This is a genomic window from Yersinia sp. LJYL362 (assembly GCF_048323875.1).
In genome coordinates, this window is sequence record NZ_JBLWEX010000287.1 from 1 (window position 1) to 15,192 (window position 15,192).

The following is a 15,192-nucleotide window of genomic DNA, read 5'->3' on the forward strand; positions in this document are numbered from 1 at the left end:
CTCAGCAATTAGGGGTTAGCCGGGCGTTAGTTGCGCGCGAGCTGCGGGCAAAACGCGTCACTATAGATGGCGAAGTGGTCAAAAGTGGTGCTATCAAGCTGACACCGGAACAAGACGTGAGATTTGACGGCAACCCATTACAACAAACGGTTGGCCCACGTTACTTTATGCTGAACAAACCGCAGGGTTATGTGTGTTCAACAGAAGACCCGGATCATCCGACCGTGCTGTATTTCCTTGATGAACCAGTAGCATACAAACTTCATGCCGCTGGGCGGTTGGATATCGATACCACCGGATTGGTACTGATGACCGATGACGGTCAATGGTCACACCGCATTACCTCTCCACGCCATCATTGTGAAAAGACCTATTTGGTAACGCTGGAACAGCCGATTGCTGATGATACCGCGCAGCAGTTTACCGACGGCGTGCAGTTGCATAATGAGAAGTCTCTGACTAAACCCGCTCAACTTGAGGTAATCGAACCACAGTTGGTGCGGCTGACCATCAGTGAAGGGCGCTACCATCAGGTGAAACGTATGTTTGCGGCCGTGGGTAATCGCGTGTTGGAACTGCACCGTGAGCGCATTGGCGATATCAAACTTGATGATGATTTGGCACCTGGTGAGTATCGCCCACTGACACCGGAAGAAATTGCCAGTGTTGGCGCTCCCCACTTGTAATTGATGTTCTATTGCAGTGTGGAGCCTTTGTTTCCACACTGTTTTGCCGTTGATATTACCCGCGGTAGGTTGGTAGGTTATTGAAGGAGTGGTCGAACGTGCATGCCAGTAATCCAAATGAAGCAAAGAACCGGACATCCCACGTTGGCTTGATCTTTATCTTGGGCTTGCTATCAATGCTGATGCCTCTGGCTATTGATATGTATTTGCCCAGTATGCCCATCATTGCGCAGGAGTTTGGCGTAGAAAGTGGTGCGGTACAGATGACACTAAGTGCCTATGTACTGGGGTTCGCCATCGGGCAAATGTTCTATGGGCCAATGGCTGATAGCATCGGGCGTAAGCCGGTTATCTTCTGGGGCACGCTTATCTTTGCTCTGGCGGGAATGGCTTGTGCCATGGCGCAGTCAGTTGAGCAACTGATTAATTTACGTTTCCTACATGGTTTGTCAGCTGCTGCTGCCAGTGTGGTGATTAATGCATTGATGCGAGATATGTTCACCAAAGATGATTTCTCACGAATGATGTCTTTTGTGGTCTTGGTGATGACTATCGCGCCATTGCTGGCACCGATTATCGGGGGTGCCTTGTTAGTGTGGTTTAGCTGGCACGCCATCTTCTGGAGCATGGCGGGTGCTGCGTTGGTGGGGGCGATATTGGTCGCGTTGTTTATCAAAGAAACCTTGCCGAAAGAGAAACGGCAGAAGTTTCATTTGCGCACCACTATTGGCAATTTTGGCGCTTTATTCCGTCATAAACGAGTACTGAGCTACATGCTGGCCAGCGGTTTCTCTTTTGCCGGTATGTTCTCATTCCTCAGTGCTGGGCCGTTTGTTTATATTGATTTAAATGGAGTTTCTCCGCAAAACTTCGGCTATTACTTCGCGCTGAATATTGTCTTTTTATTCTTGATGACATTGATCAACAGCCGTAATGTTCGCCGCTTCGGCGCGCTGAAGATGTTCCGTTTTGGTATGTTAGTTCAATTTGTCATGGGGATCTGGCTATTGGTGGTCTGTGCCACCGGGTTAGGATTCTGGGCGCTGGTGTTGGGTGTTGCGGCTTATGTCGGGTGCATCGCGATGATTACCTCAAATGCGATGGCAGTCATTTTGGATGATTTCCCGCATATGGCTGGGACGGCGTCTTCTTTGGCCGGTACTTTGCGCTTTGGTATTGGCGCGGTAGTGGGAACGCTGTTATCGATGGCCCCCTCCCGCAGTGCCTGGCCGATGGTCAGTTCAATGGCATTTTGTATTATTGTCGCCATGCTGTTGTATCTGTATGCCAGCCGTCCGCAGAATAAAAGTGCGGTAAAATAGCCTGATTGAATAGAATGTGAAGGGTAAATGCCTTTGGGGCTCCCTTCACGTTTGTTATTTGTAACCAATTTGTCAATTTCAGTCTTATTTGTTCCTCCTCCTTGCTTTACCTTTCACATCATTAAATATCACTCTATTTGCCTCTAAAAAAGGCAAAACTCTTGCGCTCAATCAATATAATAAGCATGCATATCATTATTTATTGCATAGTTGTGCTTGGCACCATATTGTTAACTTTTTGAGCGATGTATCAAAAAAGATGAAATTGTTATAACGTTATTTTTACCTGTTATTCTTGCTCGTAAGAGAGAAGTTGATATCAGTGAATTTATATATTTATCAATTAATTAAATCTACTTTATTAGGTTTGTTTGACGATGAATTGTTCGTTAAATGTAAAATATTGGCTGGTATTAGGTAATGGGTTTGCAAGAAAAATGGTTGAGATAGCCGCCATAAAGGGTTAAATATAACGAAAAATGGGATCTAAATCCCAAACTGGCAGTCTCAAGCTTGGTAAGGGGGACTGACCAAAGGTTAAAAACAGCACAAAAAATGGCATTGTTGATTTTTAGTTTCTAAATTGTTATCAAAGGTGTGTTTTGGTGAGGTTTGAACCAAGCACAATGACAACTTAGCGGCTATAACTTTAGTAAGTGTGAGTCATTGTGGTGCTTTTGTGATTTTTGAATTTTATTTTTGACTAGGAAAAATACGTGAATAATATCCAACTTTCGGTAGTACATCGTCTGCCGCAAAGTTACCGCTGGTTATCTGGGTTTATCGGCGTCAAAGTTGAACCGATGCCACTAGCCGCGATAGACGATAGCAACAATGACCTCATGGGACTGAAGTTACTGAGCCATGATGGTACACATGCGCAAATTATCATGCAGCGGCTCCATCTTTCGCTACAAGAGATACAGGTGGACTCCGCCATTGTGGAATGGGAAGGCGAGCCTTGCCTGTTTGTTCATCGTCAGGATGAAAGTGCGACCATGTGCCGTCTGAAAGATGTCGGTGTGGCTATTGCTGAGACCATGACTGCGCTTTATCCTTTCTGATTCGCGATTAAGCTTTCGTCAGTGATTTATGCTGGCGCTTTCGTATGCCCTGATTCCTGCTGTGCGCCAAACTAGTCAGCAAATTGCAATAATTGCTGGGTATATTGCTGTTTTGGCGCTGCAAATATGGCCTGACAGTCCCCTTGTTCCACCACCTCTCCCTGTTTTAACACAATCACTTGATGACACAGTGACCGTACGACTTGTAAGTCATGGCTGATAAACAGGTAACTGAGTTGGTAGCGCTGCTGAAGGGATTTCAGCAAAGCCAGTATTTGTGCCTGTACCGATTTGTCCAGAGAAGAGGTAGGCTCGTCGAGGATCAGTAGTTGAGGTTGCAGGATTAATGCACGTGCAATAGCAATGCGCTGGCGCTGTCCACCAGAGAACTCCGTTGGGTAGCGATAGCGGCTCACCGGATCCAATCCAACTTCTTCCATCGCCTTAATCACACGCAGCTCGCGATGCGCCGCACTGAGTTTCTGATGAACTTCCAGCCCCTCAGCAATAATCTGCTGAATATTCAAGCGTGGATTCAGTGCCGAGTAAGGGTCCTGGAACACCACCTGAATTCGGCTGCGATAAGGCAACATCTGTTTGGGCGAGAAATTATGCAACGGTTGACCATCAAACCAAATCTCACCTTGGGAAGGCAATAAGCGCAGCAATGCCAGCCCGGTGGTGCTTTTCCCTGAACCGGATTCCCCCACCAAACCTAAACTTTCACCGGGCCTTAAAGCAAAACTGAGATCTTTCAAAGCATAATGATGCGAGACAGTTCGGCGCAACAAGCCACGTTTAATCGGGAAAGCCACTTGCAGCCCTTTGACTTCAAGTAAGGGTTGCAGGCCGGTTTGGAGTGGTAGTGGTTCGCCCTGTGGTTCGGCATCCAATAACTGGCGAGTATAAGCATGCTGTGGTGAGTTAAACAGCGCCTGGCGAGTATTGCGCTCAACCACGCGCCCCTCACGCATCACGGCCACATTATCAGCCAACCGGCGCACGATATTCAGGTTATGGGTGATAAACAGTAAACTCATGCCCATCTCTTGCTTTAACTCTTTCAGCAAACTCAAAATCTGGGCTTGCACCGAAACATCCAGTGCCGTCGTGGGTTCATCGGCAATCAGTAATTTGGGCTTAGTCAGGACTGCCATAGCAATCATGACGCGCTGGCGCTCACCCCCGGAAAGCTGATGTGGGAAATCAGCCAGTCGGCCTTTGGCGTTGCGAATACCGACCCGGTCAAGGCACTGGATAATCTCAGTACGGGCGGCTTCCGGACGCATGCCGCGGTGCAGTGATAGCACTTCAGATAGCTGCTTCTCAATGGTGTGTAGCGGGTTTAATGACACCATCGGTTCCTGGAAAATCATGGAAATCTGATCACCACGAATGCCGCGCAATGTCGGTTCATCGGCATGTAATAGCGATTTACCGGCAAACAGAATATCGCCACTGGGGTACACCACGGGTGGTGAGGGTAGCAGGCGCAATATCGACAGGGCAGTGACACTTTTCCCCGAACCAGACTCCCCGACCAAAGCCAGTGTTTCACCGGCATTTATTTGCAATGACAACTCGCTGACGACCTGGTGTTCAACACCTGCCTGGCGAAAGGCAATACTGAGATTTTGAATATCCAGAAGTGGGGAGGTCGCCATATCAGTACACCTTGCTTGGGTCAAAGGCGTCACGCACCGCTTCGCCGATAAAGATCAACAGAGATAACAACACCGCCAATACCAAAAATGCTGTTATTCCTAGCCACGGAGCCTGAAGGTTATTTTTACCTTCCAATAACAGCCCGCCGAGTGAAGGCGAGCCCATTGGCAAGCCAAAGCCAAGGAAATCCAGTGAGGTTAGGGTAGTTATCGAACCGCACAAAATAAAGGGCAGAAAGGTCAGAGTGGCAACCATGGCATTGGGCAGCATATGTCGCGACATAATCACGCGATCGCGCACTCCCATCGCCCTTGCAGCACGTATATAGTCATAATTTCGGGTACGCAGAAACTCGGCTCGCACCACACCAACCAGCCCCATCCAGCCAAATATCACGGTAATGGCGAGTAGCCACCAGAAATTTGGCTGCACAATACTGGACAGTAAAATGATTAAAAACAGGGTTGGCATGCCAGACCAGACTTCAATAAATCGCTGCCCCAACAAGTCAATTTTTCCGCCGTAATAGCCCTGAACTGCCCCAGCACAAATCCCAATCACACTGGAGAGCAGGGTTAATGTCAGGCCAAATAACAGTGAGATACGAAAGCCGTAAATGATCTTGGCCAACACATCGCCACCAGTGCTGTCAGTACCGAGCAAATTAGTGCGGCTCGGTGGCGAGGGGAAAGGCACGTCTGTCGCAAAATTAATGGTGTTGTTGCTAAAGCGGATGGGTGCCCAGATGGCCCAGCCATTATCTTTAATCCGGCCAATGACATATGGATCTTGGTAATCCGCTGCCGTGGTTAAAATGCCACCAAAGGTTGATTCGGTGTAGTTGACCATAAAGGGCATGTAAAATTTACCCTGATAGCTCACCAAGAGCGGCTTGTCGTTGGCTATCAATTCGGCAAACAAACTAATAATAAACAGTGTTAGAAAGATCCACAGTGACCAATAGCCACGGCGGTTCTGGCGAAACCGCGCCCAGCGGGCTTGATTAATTGCACTTAGTCGCTTGATCATTGGCGGCCCTCAAAATCAATCCGTGGGTCAACCAGGGTGTAAGTGATATCGCTGAGGATATTCAGCAATAAACCAATCAGAGTGAAAATATAAAGAGTGCCAAACATCACCGGATAATCGCGTTGTAAAGTGGCTTCATAGCCCAGTAGCCCTAAGCCATTCAGTGAAAACATCACTTCTATCAATAATGACCCAGTAAAAAACATGCTAATAAAAGTGGCAGGGAAGCCGGCAATCACCAGCAGCATGGCATTGCGGAACACATGCCGATAAAGGATTTTTTCTTCGGATAAACCTTTGGCGCGAGCAGTAACCACATATTGTTTACGAATTTCGTCCAAAAACGAGTTTTTGGTCAGCATGGTCAGTGTGGCAAAACCGCCAATCACGGTGGCCAGAACCGGTAATGTGATGTGCCACAAATAGTCGGTTATTTTGCCGTACCACGGTAGGGTATCCCAGTTGCTAGACACCAGCCCTCGTAACGGGAACAGATCGAAATAACTGCCGCCGGAAAACAGCACAATCAATAAAATGGCGAATAAAAACGAAGGGATAGCATAGCCGATAATGATTAAGGTACTGCTCCAGGTATCAAAAGCCGAACCACTACGCACCGCCTTTTTAATTCCCAAAGGAATTGAAACCAGATAGATAATCAGTGTGCTCCATAACCCCAGCGAGATAGATACCGGCAGGCTATGTTTAATCAATGACATAACAGATTCACCACGGAATAGGCTGTCACCAAAATCAAAACGTACATAGCTCCAAAGCATCTCGAAATAGCGCTGATGCAGTGGTTTATCAAAGCCAAAGCGCTGTTTGATCTCGGCAATAACTTCCGGGTCTAATCCGCGTGAGCCACGATAGTTGCTATCACCAACTTGTGCGGCATTCAGGCCAACCTTAGCGCCACCTAACCCGCTATCGCCGACGCCGGCACTATATCCGCTGGAATGGCCCAGTTCGATGTTGGCAATCGCCTGATCAACCGGGCCACCGGGGGCTATTTGCACAATAAAAAAGTTAATAGTAATAATCGCCCACAGCGTGGGGATAACCAGCAATAGTCGCCGTAGCAGATATGCGCCCACAATCGCCCCCTAATGACGTTCTGTTGGCAGGCGAGCTGCCTTGTTGACATCAAACCACCAGCTATCAAAGCCGAGCGAATAAGTGGGTCTGTCTGCGGGCATCGAGAACTTATCCCAATAAGCAAAGCGAGCGTGGTTGGAATACCACATCGGGATCATCAAGTAGTTCCAGGTCAATACGCGATCCAGAGCGCGGCCCAGAGATAACAGCGCCTCTGGCTGTTCCTGATGTTTAATAATCTGTTCAATCAATTGGTCGATCGCCGGATCTTTAATACCCGAAGCGTTATAACTGGAATCAATATAAGCCGAACTCCAGAAGATTTGCAGATTCGGGCTAGGGTAAGGGAAAGCCGTGTAAACCGTGGGGATCATATCGTAATCCCGGCTGCGCAGGCGGTTAACAAACTGAGAACTATCCACTTCGCGGATATTCATCGTTATGCCCAAACGCTGCAAATTATGCTTAAACGGTTGAACATATTGGAAGTTACTGCCGCTGAGCAACAACAACTCAAAGACAAAAGGTTTACCGGTTTTGCTGTTCACTAATTGCTGATTTTTAATTTCCCAGCCCGCTTCACTCAATAATTCCCGCGCTTTTAATAGATTATCGCGTGCATTCCCGCTGCCGTCAGTGTGTGGCGGCTGGTAAATTTGAGTGAATACTTCCGGTGGAATTTTGCCTTTTAGCGGTGCCAGCCAGGCTAATTCAGCGCTGTCAGGATAACCTTTAGCCGCATATTCCGTGTTCTGGAAGAAGCTATTAGTGCGTTGATAACTGTCGAAATAAAATGCTTTATTCATCCAGTCAAAATCAAATGCCAATGTCAGTGCTTCACGAACTCGCCGGTCGCTAAAAATAGGGCGCTGGACATTAAACGCCAGCCAGCGGGTATTTTGAGCCGAATTATCAAGGATATCTTGTTTCACTATATAGTTTTTCGCAAAGTTACCGCCCACATATTGGGTAGCCCAACTCTTGGGCGAAGTTTCTTCACGGAAATCAAAAGCACCGGCTTTAAAAGCTTCCAATGCGACTTTATCGTCTAAATAATAATCATAACGGATGGTGTCAAAATTATATTGCCCGCGATTGACTGGCAAGTTGGCTGCCCAGTAGTCTTTGACTCGCTCATAGGTAATAAATTGGCCCATCTTATATTTACCAATACGATAGGGGCCACTGCTGACCGGCGGCTGACTCAGTGGGTCACTGAGTTTATGATCTTTCCAGAAATGCTCTGGCATTACAGGTAAACCAAATAGTCCCAGCATCTTATCTTTATTGGGTTCCGGGAATTCAAAACGCACGGTCAGGCGCGAAATGGCTTTTACCTGTACGCCCTTATAAACGATACGAAATTGCGGCACACCTTCGGTCATGAATTTATTGAAAGTGAATGCCACATCTTGGGCGGTAATGGGCTTGCCATCATGAAAACGGGCGCGAGGATTGATATCAACTTCAATCCAGTGAAAGTCGGGAGCAAAACGCGCTGACTCGGCAATTAATGGGTAATAGCTACCAATTTCATCGTCTGAGGTACTAAACAGCGAATCATATAGACGCTCAGTGCGAACAGCCGGGTTGCCACGCAGTGCATAGCGGTTGAAGTTATCAAAGGTGCCAATTGCAGAGAGCGTGATATCTCCGCCTTTAGGGGCCGCTGGATTGACATAATCAAAATGGCTAAAATCTGATGAGTACTTAGGTTCGCCCAATATGGCAAAAGAGCTACCTTCTTTAATAGTTTCAGCTTGCAGACCAAAACTCAGGGCTGATAGCGCCAAGGCAGCAAATAGGCGTAACAACATATTGGTAGTGATCTCCTGCTGTTATTTGCGTAGTAATAATCTCAAATGAAATTACCAGTTTACAAGGGTAAAGCAAACATTAAGCCAATGAGTTTTTGTTACGAAGTTTTTTTATGACAAAACTTGACCAGATCCTCAACAGATAGCGGCTTGCTGAGTAGGTATCCTTGTAGGTAGTTGACCCCATGTTGCGCTAAATACTGGAGTTGTTGTTCGGTTTCAACACCTTCTGCGACGGTTTCAATATTGAGTTTGTTCGCCAACATTAATACAGCATCTAATACCGGTGCAGCGACAGTATTAATACCGATAGTACTGACAAAACCACGATCGATTTTAATAAAGTCTAATGTAAAACGTTCTAAATAAATCAGTGCACTGTGCCCGGTACCAAAATCATCAACAGCGATTTGTATCCCCTGAGAACGCAACCAGGCAAATTGCTCAATTGCCAATTCTTCTTCAACCATGCCCCGTTCGGTAATCTCGAATACTGGTGAGAATACATCGGTATTTAATTGTTGTAACATCTGAGTGACATCTTTGCGGAAGTTATCATCAGTAAGGTGAACAGGTGAAATATTAAAGGCTAATTTAACTCCAGCTGGAACATGAGCTGCCATTAATTTGCTGTCTTTTATGATTAATTCAAATAAATGCCGGGTAAGAGGCTGAATCAGATGTTGAGCTTCCGCATAGGGAATGAAAAGATCAGGGGAAATACGTCCTTCAATAGGATGCTGCCAACGGATAAGTGCTTCTAATCCAGAAATGGAACGGTCATCTGACCGAAATGCGGGCTGGTATTCAACAAAGAACTCGCCACGCCGAATACCACGTAAGATTTCAGCTTCTGCACTTTGGCTGGCAATTAAAATATAATAAGCCAGAATGCCAACTAAGCCTGCAAGTAACAACCCGCCCAACAAAGTCATACGGATATCATCTGCGGTCAGGCTGGTATGATAAATCAATATTTTAATTGGGTAGCCGGGGAGCTGGATCTCACGTGCATCGCGAGTTGGTAGCTGGCTGATAGGAATGACTTTAGCGTCAAAGGTGGTAACCGCCAGTTCATCAATAATGATAGCTAAGCCGTTGACCTGGTTATTCGAATAATTCAGCAATAGGTAGGGATGTAAAGTCAGTTCTAGTGTTGCCAATACGCCGGTATTTCCGCGGCCCGCTTCGCGTAACCATACACCTATTGCCGGTTTGCCTGGCATCATCGGTGTACCTTGCTGAATTTTAAAATCTAATGGCTGAGAGACATTAATTTTAGGGTATAGCGCGCTGACAGGTACATTCATTTCGCCCGTGGCCGAAGAACAATAAGCGATATCATTCCGCACCAATAAGAAAGCACGAACACCATTCGTAAATGCGGCGCGGTAGTGCAGCGCAGAACTGGCCTGTTCACAATTTTTTGCACTCAGTGGGATAAGCTGAGACATCGACGTTGTGAGTTCACTCAGGAACTGAGACGAGTAGGAGATAATATGGTCACTTTGCAATGTTAATTTACGCTCACTACTGCGATAAAGTAATGACAGCGTAATAACAGCAAAAAGAATAAAGAAACAGAGCGCGAGGATGACACTTTTTTTAACGAGATGACGTCTGGATAAAATATTGCGGGAGAACGCACTGTTTGAACCCATGTTACGCCGCTCCTCAGCAAGATCGATAAAGTATTATGAGTATAAGTAAGTTAGCAGCACAGCGCTACCGATTTGCTAGGGAGCAATATTGACATTAATAAGCTTATCGATTTGAAATTCAATCCAATATAAAGCAAAGATGCCATGTAAATGCATCAAATATGCGGTGTAAGTGAACTTAATTTCTATTGGCGTATTTTAGAAATACATATCCATAAAACAAATTTTCAGCTTAGTAACGCAATCTACTTTATTCTAGAAAGAATAATCGGTGGTTGATATGTCTTAGTGCCAGAAAACTCTTGGTTTAGCGGGGCGAATTTTACACAGAAAATTCTTGAATTACGTGTCTTGATCAAAAAAAGGACGTTTCCTACAAGGAGTGGGTAGAGGGACTACAAAAACTATATTTTGGCAATAAAATGATTTCGGCAATAAAAAACGCTGCCGAGGCAGCGTTTCATCGTTTCGTTTGGTATCTCGGACAACAGGAATAAAAATCAGTTAGCTGCGCGAACCGCTACTTAGCACTCGTCGCCCATCACGATAACGCTTATTCCAATAATCTTCATTTAGGCTCGATATTGTCACACCGACGCTGGTCGATGCATGTACAAACTTATCGTTACCTAAATAGATACCAACGTGGCGGCCTGTCGATCCTGCTCGGAACAGTACCAAATCACCGGGGCGCAACTTAGTACGTTGGATTTTTTTGCCAAGATCCTGCTGCTCAGATGTTGAGCGTGGCAAATCCATACCAAATTGTTCACGGAAAGTCGTTTGTACAAACGCAGAACAATCAATACCACGTTTGCTGCTACCGCCTAAACGATAACGAACACCTTTCCACCCTGCATACTGTTCTAAAATCTTCGACTTGACGTCAACGTTGCGCACCATTGCTTCGAATTCATCCTGAGAGGCTTGCAGTAAAAGCCCATCTTTGTCATTAACTGCACGCATCTCAGTTTGCGTATTATGTAAGTTCGAAGTCTGTGGTGAACTACACGCGGATAACATTACCGCTGCTGCAACTGCAGGAATGACCCGCAGAATATATCTCATAATAGGTTGAGACTTGACCATTGTTGTTGTTTTCCCTTGCTGTCCTTACGACGGATGTCGCTACCAAAATGCCAAACGAATCGAGATTATTGATTGTGGTCAGATGAGACAATCACTTAACCAAATAAATGTGCAGGAACGCACAATATAAATCAGGATAAGGGTGAAATGCCGGTATCCGAGCACAAACGTTTTTGAGATTACCGTAATGATTAATAAAAGGCGAGAGCTTTTATACCCATAATTTTACAAAATGTTAATGTTACATAATGTAATATTATATATTAAAAGCGGATAGCTGAATTTGTAGCCGTTTGGTGATGATAAATGAGTGAACGCGTTAATTATAGATAGAGCAAAAAATAGGCTTTTTTGCTCTATCATAAAGCAGAATGCGGGTTACCGACTTTTTGAGCCCGGCAGATTTCGGTTAATGACATCAATGATTTTGTCACTGAGCGGTGTCATTAATACCCAACTCATTCCCACCAAAACAATTGAGAGCGAGCCGACGGCAATATCAGTAAGCCAATGTGCGCCAATCATTATTCGTGGCATGGAAAAGAGAACCACGATTAGCAGGGCGATAGCAAAGGCACCTCGGGAAAAATAGCGCAGCATAAAACAGGCAAAAATCATCAGCATCATACCGTGGTCGCCGGGGAAGCTATCGCTTGATGCATCTTTGGTCGGAATGCCGGTTAATTCACTGACGCGGTTAATATTTTCAAAGGTCAGAGTTGGACTGGGATGTGAAACGGGCAGTAAGTGACCGAGTTGGTTGAGGATAACTGCTGTTAGCAGCATAACAAATCCCGCGACGATCAACCGACGTCGACCTGCGGTGGTCTCTTTCATATAGAAGTACAAATAAAGCAGCCCCATGCAAATCAGGGAAATAACATCAAAGGCCCGATTGTTGGTGATCGCTACCAAATGCAGAAATGGGGGGCTGGACAGCAAATGTTGGTTAAAATAGAAGAATACTGCTGAATCTATTTTAAACCAAAAACCGTGGTTTGCTGGAATATACCAAGAGAAAAACAGGGCTATTCCAAGTAAATTGAGCAGTAGTATTGTCGGCAAATTACGACGGGTCATGCGATGGCCTTTAATCTATAAATTGTCAGTGTAACAACGGTGCAGTAAATAAATTTGGGCGCATTATACTCCTTTGCGTAGTCGAGTCCCGAGTAATTCATGCTGTAATGAATTCCAGTCAGGGTCAGTTGTGCTAATGAGTTCAATCCGGCTATCAAGTGGGGGAACCTGGCGAGTTTCAATTTTCAAGTCATGCCCTTGGCGGTTAACCACCAGAGTGCCCTCAGGAATGCGCATCACGCCTTTTATACGTTCTACTGGATTTAATCGTACCCACTCCAATAATGGTACTGTGTCAAATACGGTATCGGCATTAAATACCCAACCACAACTCAGATAACCTTGACCTTGATTAAGGGCGCGACGCCAAGGTTCGTTACCTTTCAAGCTTAATGCAGCTAACCCTTTTTGTCGTGTTGAGCTGTGATGATGTGCGCCGTCGGGTAATTCATCATTATTACTGTGCGGTATATCCAGCAAAGCAATATCAATCTTCCCTTGTTCAGCATAATAGAGTGGGCGTGATACTGGCTGTTCTTCATGCCATTGCTTTAATACCGCATAATCCATCTCGCTATAGGCATCTTGTTTATTTGCCACGAGAACATCGGCTGCGGCCAATTGGTCTCGAAAATTTTCATTCTCGGTATAGCGAGGCTCACTTAACTGGCGTGCATCCAACAGTGCTAGAGTGGCATGCAGCGAGATCCACGGTTGATAAATATCCGAGGTTAATAAAGACAGAATCTGTTTTGGATGTCCCAACCCCGTAGGTTCAATCAGTAACCGATCTGGTTTTGCTTGTTGTAACAACATATTCAAGCCGACTTGCATGGGTAATCCATTGACACAACACATGCAGCCACCGGGTATTTCTTTTAATACCGCACCACTATCAGCCAATAGCGCTCCATCAATACCGATCTCGCCGAATTCATTGACCAGAACCGCCCATTTTTCATGTTCCGGTTTTTGCGACAATAAATGGCGAATGGTGGTGGTTTTGCCACATCCCAAAAAGCCGGTAATCAAGTTTGTTTTTGTCATCAGAAGTCTCCGATATTAATTTTTTTTAATGCCCTATTAAGTTTAAGGCCATTGGTGCCGTAGTTATATGCAGAGGATATAACACTGAGTCGGCTTATTTTGAAACGAAAAAAGCCAAAACACAGCGTATTTCCTAGGGGACTTAGGAACGGCGCCTAATGGTTATATCAAGATAGGAAATATAATTTGTCTCATCGAGGGATTTTAGTGAGTTATTGAAAGAGTAGCGCTATAAAAAATGCTCTATCATTTCCATTGCTCAGCCTGGAATCCTCTATCTTTAAAATGACAGTTATGAGAGTCGAGGTAGTTATGAGCAAATATCGGATGCAGATTATATTAGCAATATTGTTTTCATGGACAATATCTTTTGCCGCAAGTAGCGCACAGTCTACCTTGTCGGTGAGTGGAACAATTACATTTTCCGGAGCTATTGTAGAAAGCCCATGTGATACCTCATTTTCTGATCAAACGATAACAACCCGCTGTTATCGCAATGGTGAAACACTGACTCAACGACAAACACTCTCGCGTAATATGTCTCTAACTTCTCGGTTACCCAATCAGTTGGCGTCTTCAAATCTGGAATGGTTGAATCCGCAACGTAGTTTGGGAATTTTGACCGTTACTTACCTCTAATGCTACAAACTCAATTAATCATCCTATAAACACGGCTTATTACACTGATAAGCCGTGTTAGTTTTTCGGATGTTTTCTTCTTCATTGAAATTGTTTGACCGCAATGAAATAGTTTGACCACATGATATACTGATCGTTATTCAGACACCCTTTGGTCAGGCCAATTTAGCGTTTTTAATGCTAATACCTGATGCAGGAAATAAGGTTATGCGGTTATATCAGGAAGTCGGCAGTCAGCTGCGAGAAGCAATTATCAGTGGGCAATACAATTTAGGTGATCGTTTACCACCTGAGCGTGATATTGCCGAAAACTTCAGCGTCAGCCGCAGTGTGGTACGTGAAGCATTGATTATGCTGGAGCTGGAAAAATTAGTGGAAGTGCGCAAGGGCTCTGGCGTCTATGTGGTGAATGTTCCCGATAGGCTCGTAAATGGGGAGTCTGTCGTGTCTGCCGACAGTGGCTATGGCCCATTTGAGCTATTGCAGGCTCGCCAATTACTGGAAAGTGAAGTCGCTGCTTTTGCTGCTATGCAAGCGACTAAAGCAGACATCATCAAAATGCGTCAGGCCATTGAGCAGGAAAAAAACGCTTTAGATGCTGGTGCTGTGGATGAAAGTGCAGATGAGCTGTTTCACTGCTTGCTGGCCCAATCGACGCAAAATAGTGTATTGGCAAATATGGTTGCAGAGGCATGGCAGGCGAGAAAAACCAGCGCCATGTGGCAGGGGGCGCACAGTCATACCCTTGATTTCAGTTACCGTTGGCAATGGATGGAAGATCACCAAAAAATCCTGCAAGCGGTACTACGCCGAGATAGCAAAGCAGCCAAGCAAGCCATGTGGCAGCATTTGGAAAATGTAAAATTGAAATTGCTTGAAATCTCGGATGCTAACCATCCCGATTTTGATGGTTATTTGTTTGAGTCTGCGCCATATCAACTCGAAGAGTAATTTACCCTGCGGCCTTGAAGCTACAGGGGTGTTGGCTGCGATCA

General features: G+C 45.5%; 13 protein-coding genes. 5 read left to right on the forward strand and 8 right to left on the reverse strand.

All coding sequences use genetic code 11. From position 1 onward, the window contains the following. The 3 genes from rsuA to ACNSO8_RS19530 all read left to right on the forward strand — a co-directional run. Window positions 1-686, forward strand: a 686-nt coding sequence (rsuA, locus tag ACNSO8_RS19520) for a 16S rRNA pseudouridine(516) synthase RsuA (RefSeq protein WP_418395606.1), incomplete at its 5' end; no start/stop codon positions are given. 98 nt (window positions 687-784) lie between these two features. Beyond that, window positions 785-2,008, forward strand: a complete 1,224-nt coding sequence (locus ACNSO8_RS19525; protein ID WP_019079955.1) for a Bcr/CflA family multidrug efflux MFS transporter — start codon at window positions 785-787, stop codon at window positions 2,006-2,008. A 716-nt stretch (window positions 2,009-2,724) separates the two neighbouring features. Beyond that, window positions 2,725-3,072, forward strand: coding sequence for a YejG family protein (locus ACNSO8_RS19530; protein WP_019079954.1), 348 nt, complete (start codon window positions 2,725-2,727; stop codon window positions 3,070-3,072). 71 nt (window positions 3,073-3,143) lie between these two features. Here the strand turns inward: ACNSO8_RS19530 and yejF are convergent, their stop codons facing one another. From yejF to ACNSO8_RS19570, 8 genes are all read right to left on the reverse strand, one after another. Further along, complete coding sequence (gene yejF, locus ACNSO8_RS19535; protein ID WP_019083500.1) at window positions 3,144-4,736, reverse strand: microcin C ABC transporter ATP-binding protein YejF; 1,593 nt, start codon at window positions 4,734-4,736, stop codon at window positions 3,144-3,146. Window position 4,737: 1 nt separating this feature from the next. After that, entirely contained in the window at window positions 4,738-5,766 is a 1,029-nt protein-coding gene (locus ACNSO8_RS19540; protein WP_019079952.1) for an ABC transporter permease, read from the reverse strand. Beyond that, complete coding sequence (locus ACNSO8_RS19545; protein ID WP_050159677.1) at window positions 5,763-6,863, reverse strand: microcin C ABC transporter permease YejB; 1,101 nt, start codon at window positions 6,861-6,863, stop codon at window positions 5,763-5,765. Before ACNSO8_RS19545 ends, ACNSO8_RS19540 begins: the two co-directional genes overlap by 4 nt. A 9-nt stretch (window positions 6,864-6,872) precedes the next feature. Continuing rightward, window positions 6,873-8,681, reverse strand: coding sequence for an extracellular solute-binding protein (locus ACNSO8_RS19550; protein ID WP_050159676.1), 1,809 nt, complete (start codon window positions 8,679-8,681; stop codon window positions 6,873-6,875). 98 nt (window positions 8,682-8,779) lie between these two features. Next, entirely contained in the window at window positions 8,780-10,342 is a 1,563-nt protein-coding gene (locus tag ACNSO8_RS19555) for a cyclic di-GMP phosphodiesterase (protein ID WP_019083496.1), read from the reverse strand. A gap of 504 nt (window positions 10,343-10,846) precedes the next feature. Next, the gene (gene mepS / locus ACNSO8_RS19560; protein ID WP_005161836.1) at window positions 10,847-11,431 is read right to left on the reverse strand and encodes a bifunctional murein DD-endopeptidase/murein LD-carboxypeptidase; all 585 of its coding nucleotides are present in this window, start codon (window positions 11,429-11,431) and stop codon (window positions 10,847-10,849) included. Window positions 11,432-11,809: 378 nt separating this feature from the next. Next, window positions 11,810-12,511 (reverse strand): phosphatase PAP2 family protein, encoded by a 702-nt coding sequence (locus ACNSO8_RS19565; RefSeq protein ID WP_057630256.1) that lies wholly within the window; start codon window positions 12,509-12,511, stop codon window positions 11,810-11,812. Window positions 12,512-12,574: 63 nt separating this feature from the next. Further along, window positions 12,575-13,558 (reverse strand): CobW family GTP-binding protein, encoded by a 984-nt coding sequence (locus ACNSO8_RS19570; protein ID WP_418395607.1) that lies wholly within the window; start codon window positions 13,556-13,558, stop codon window positions 12,575-12,577. 312 nt (window positions 13,559-13,870) lie between these two features. On the opposite strand from ACNSO8_RS19570, the gene ACNSO8_RS19575 reads away from it, so the two are divergent. Both ACNSO8_RS19575 and ACNSO8_RS19580 read left to right on the forward strand, forming a co-directional pair. Continuing rightward, window positions 13,871-14,197 carry a hypothetical protein gene (locus ACNSO8_RS19575; protein ID WP_005171415.1) on the forward strand — a complete coding sequence of 109 codons (327 nt, stop codon included), beginning with the start codon at window positions 13,871-13,873 and terminating at the stop codon, window positions 14,195-14,197. 207 nt (window positions 14,198-14,404) lie between these two features. After that, the gene (locus tag ACNSO8_RS19580) at window positions 14,405-15,148 is read left to right on the forward strand and encodes a GntR family transcriptional regulator (protein ID WP_019079947.1); all 744 of its coding nucleotides are present in this window, start codon (window positions 14,405-14,407) and stop codon (window positions 15,146-15,148) included. Window positions 15,149-15,192 lie beyond the last annotated feature (44 nt).

Excerpts from the sequence above, each read along its gene's own strand:
- yejF (WP_019083500.1), bottom strand. The coding sequence starts at position 4,736 with ATGGCGACCTCCCCACTTCTGGATATTCAAAATCTCAGTATTGCCTTT.
- ACNSO8_RS19540 (WP_019079952.1), bottom strand. The coding sequence starts at position 5,766 with ATGATCAAGCGACTAAGTGCAATTAATCAAGCCCGCTGGGCGCGGTTT.
- ACNSO8_RS19550 (WP_050159676.1), bottom strand. The coding sequence starts at position 8,681 with ATGTTGTTACGCCTATTTGCTGCCTTGGCGCTATCAGCCCTGAGTTTT.
- ACNSO8_RS19555 (WP_019083496.1), bottom strand. The coding sequence starts at position 10,342 with ATGGGTTCAAACAGTGCGTTCTCCCGCAATATTTTATCCAGACGTCAT.
- mepS (WP_005161836.1), bottom strand. The coding sequence starts at position 11,431 with ATGGTCAAGTCTCAACCTATTATGAGATATATTCTGCGGGTCATTCCT.
- ACNSO8_RS19565 (WP_057630256.1), bottom strand. The coding sequence starts at position 12,511 with ATGACCCGTCGTAATTTGCCGACAATACTACTGCTCAATTTACTTGGA.
- ACNSO8_RS19570 (WP_418395607.1), bottom strand. The coding sequence starts at position 13,558 with ATGACAAAAACAAACTTGATTACCGGCTTTTTGGGATGTGGCAAAACC.
- ACNSO8_RS19575 (WP_005171415.1), top strand. The coding sequence starts at position 13,871 with ATGAGCAAATATCGGATGCAGATTATATTAGCAATATTGTTTTCATGG.
- ACNSO8_RS19580 (WP_019079947.1), top strand. The coding sequence starts at position 14,405 with ATGCGGTTATATCAGGAAGTCGGCAGTCAGCTGCGAGAAGCAATTATC.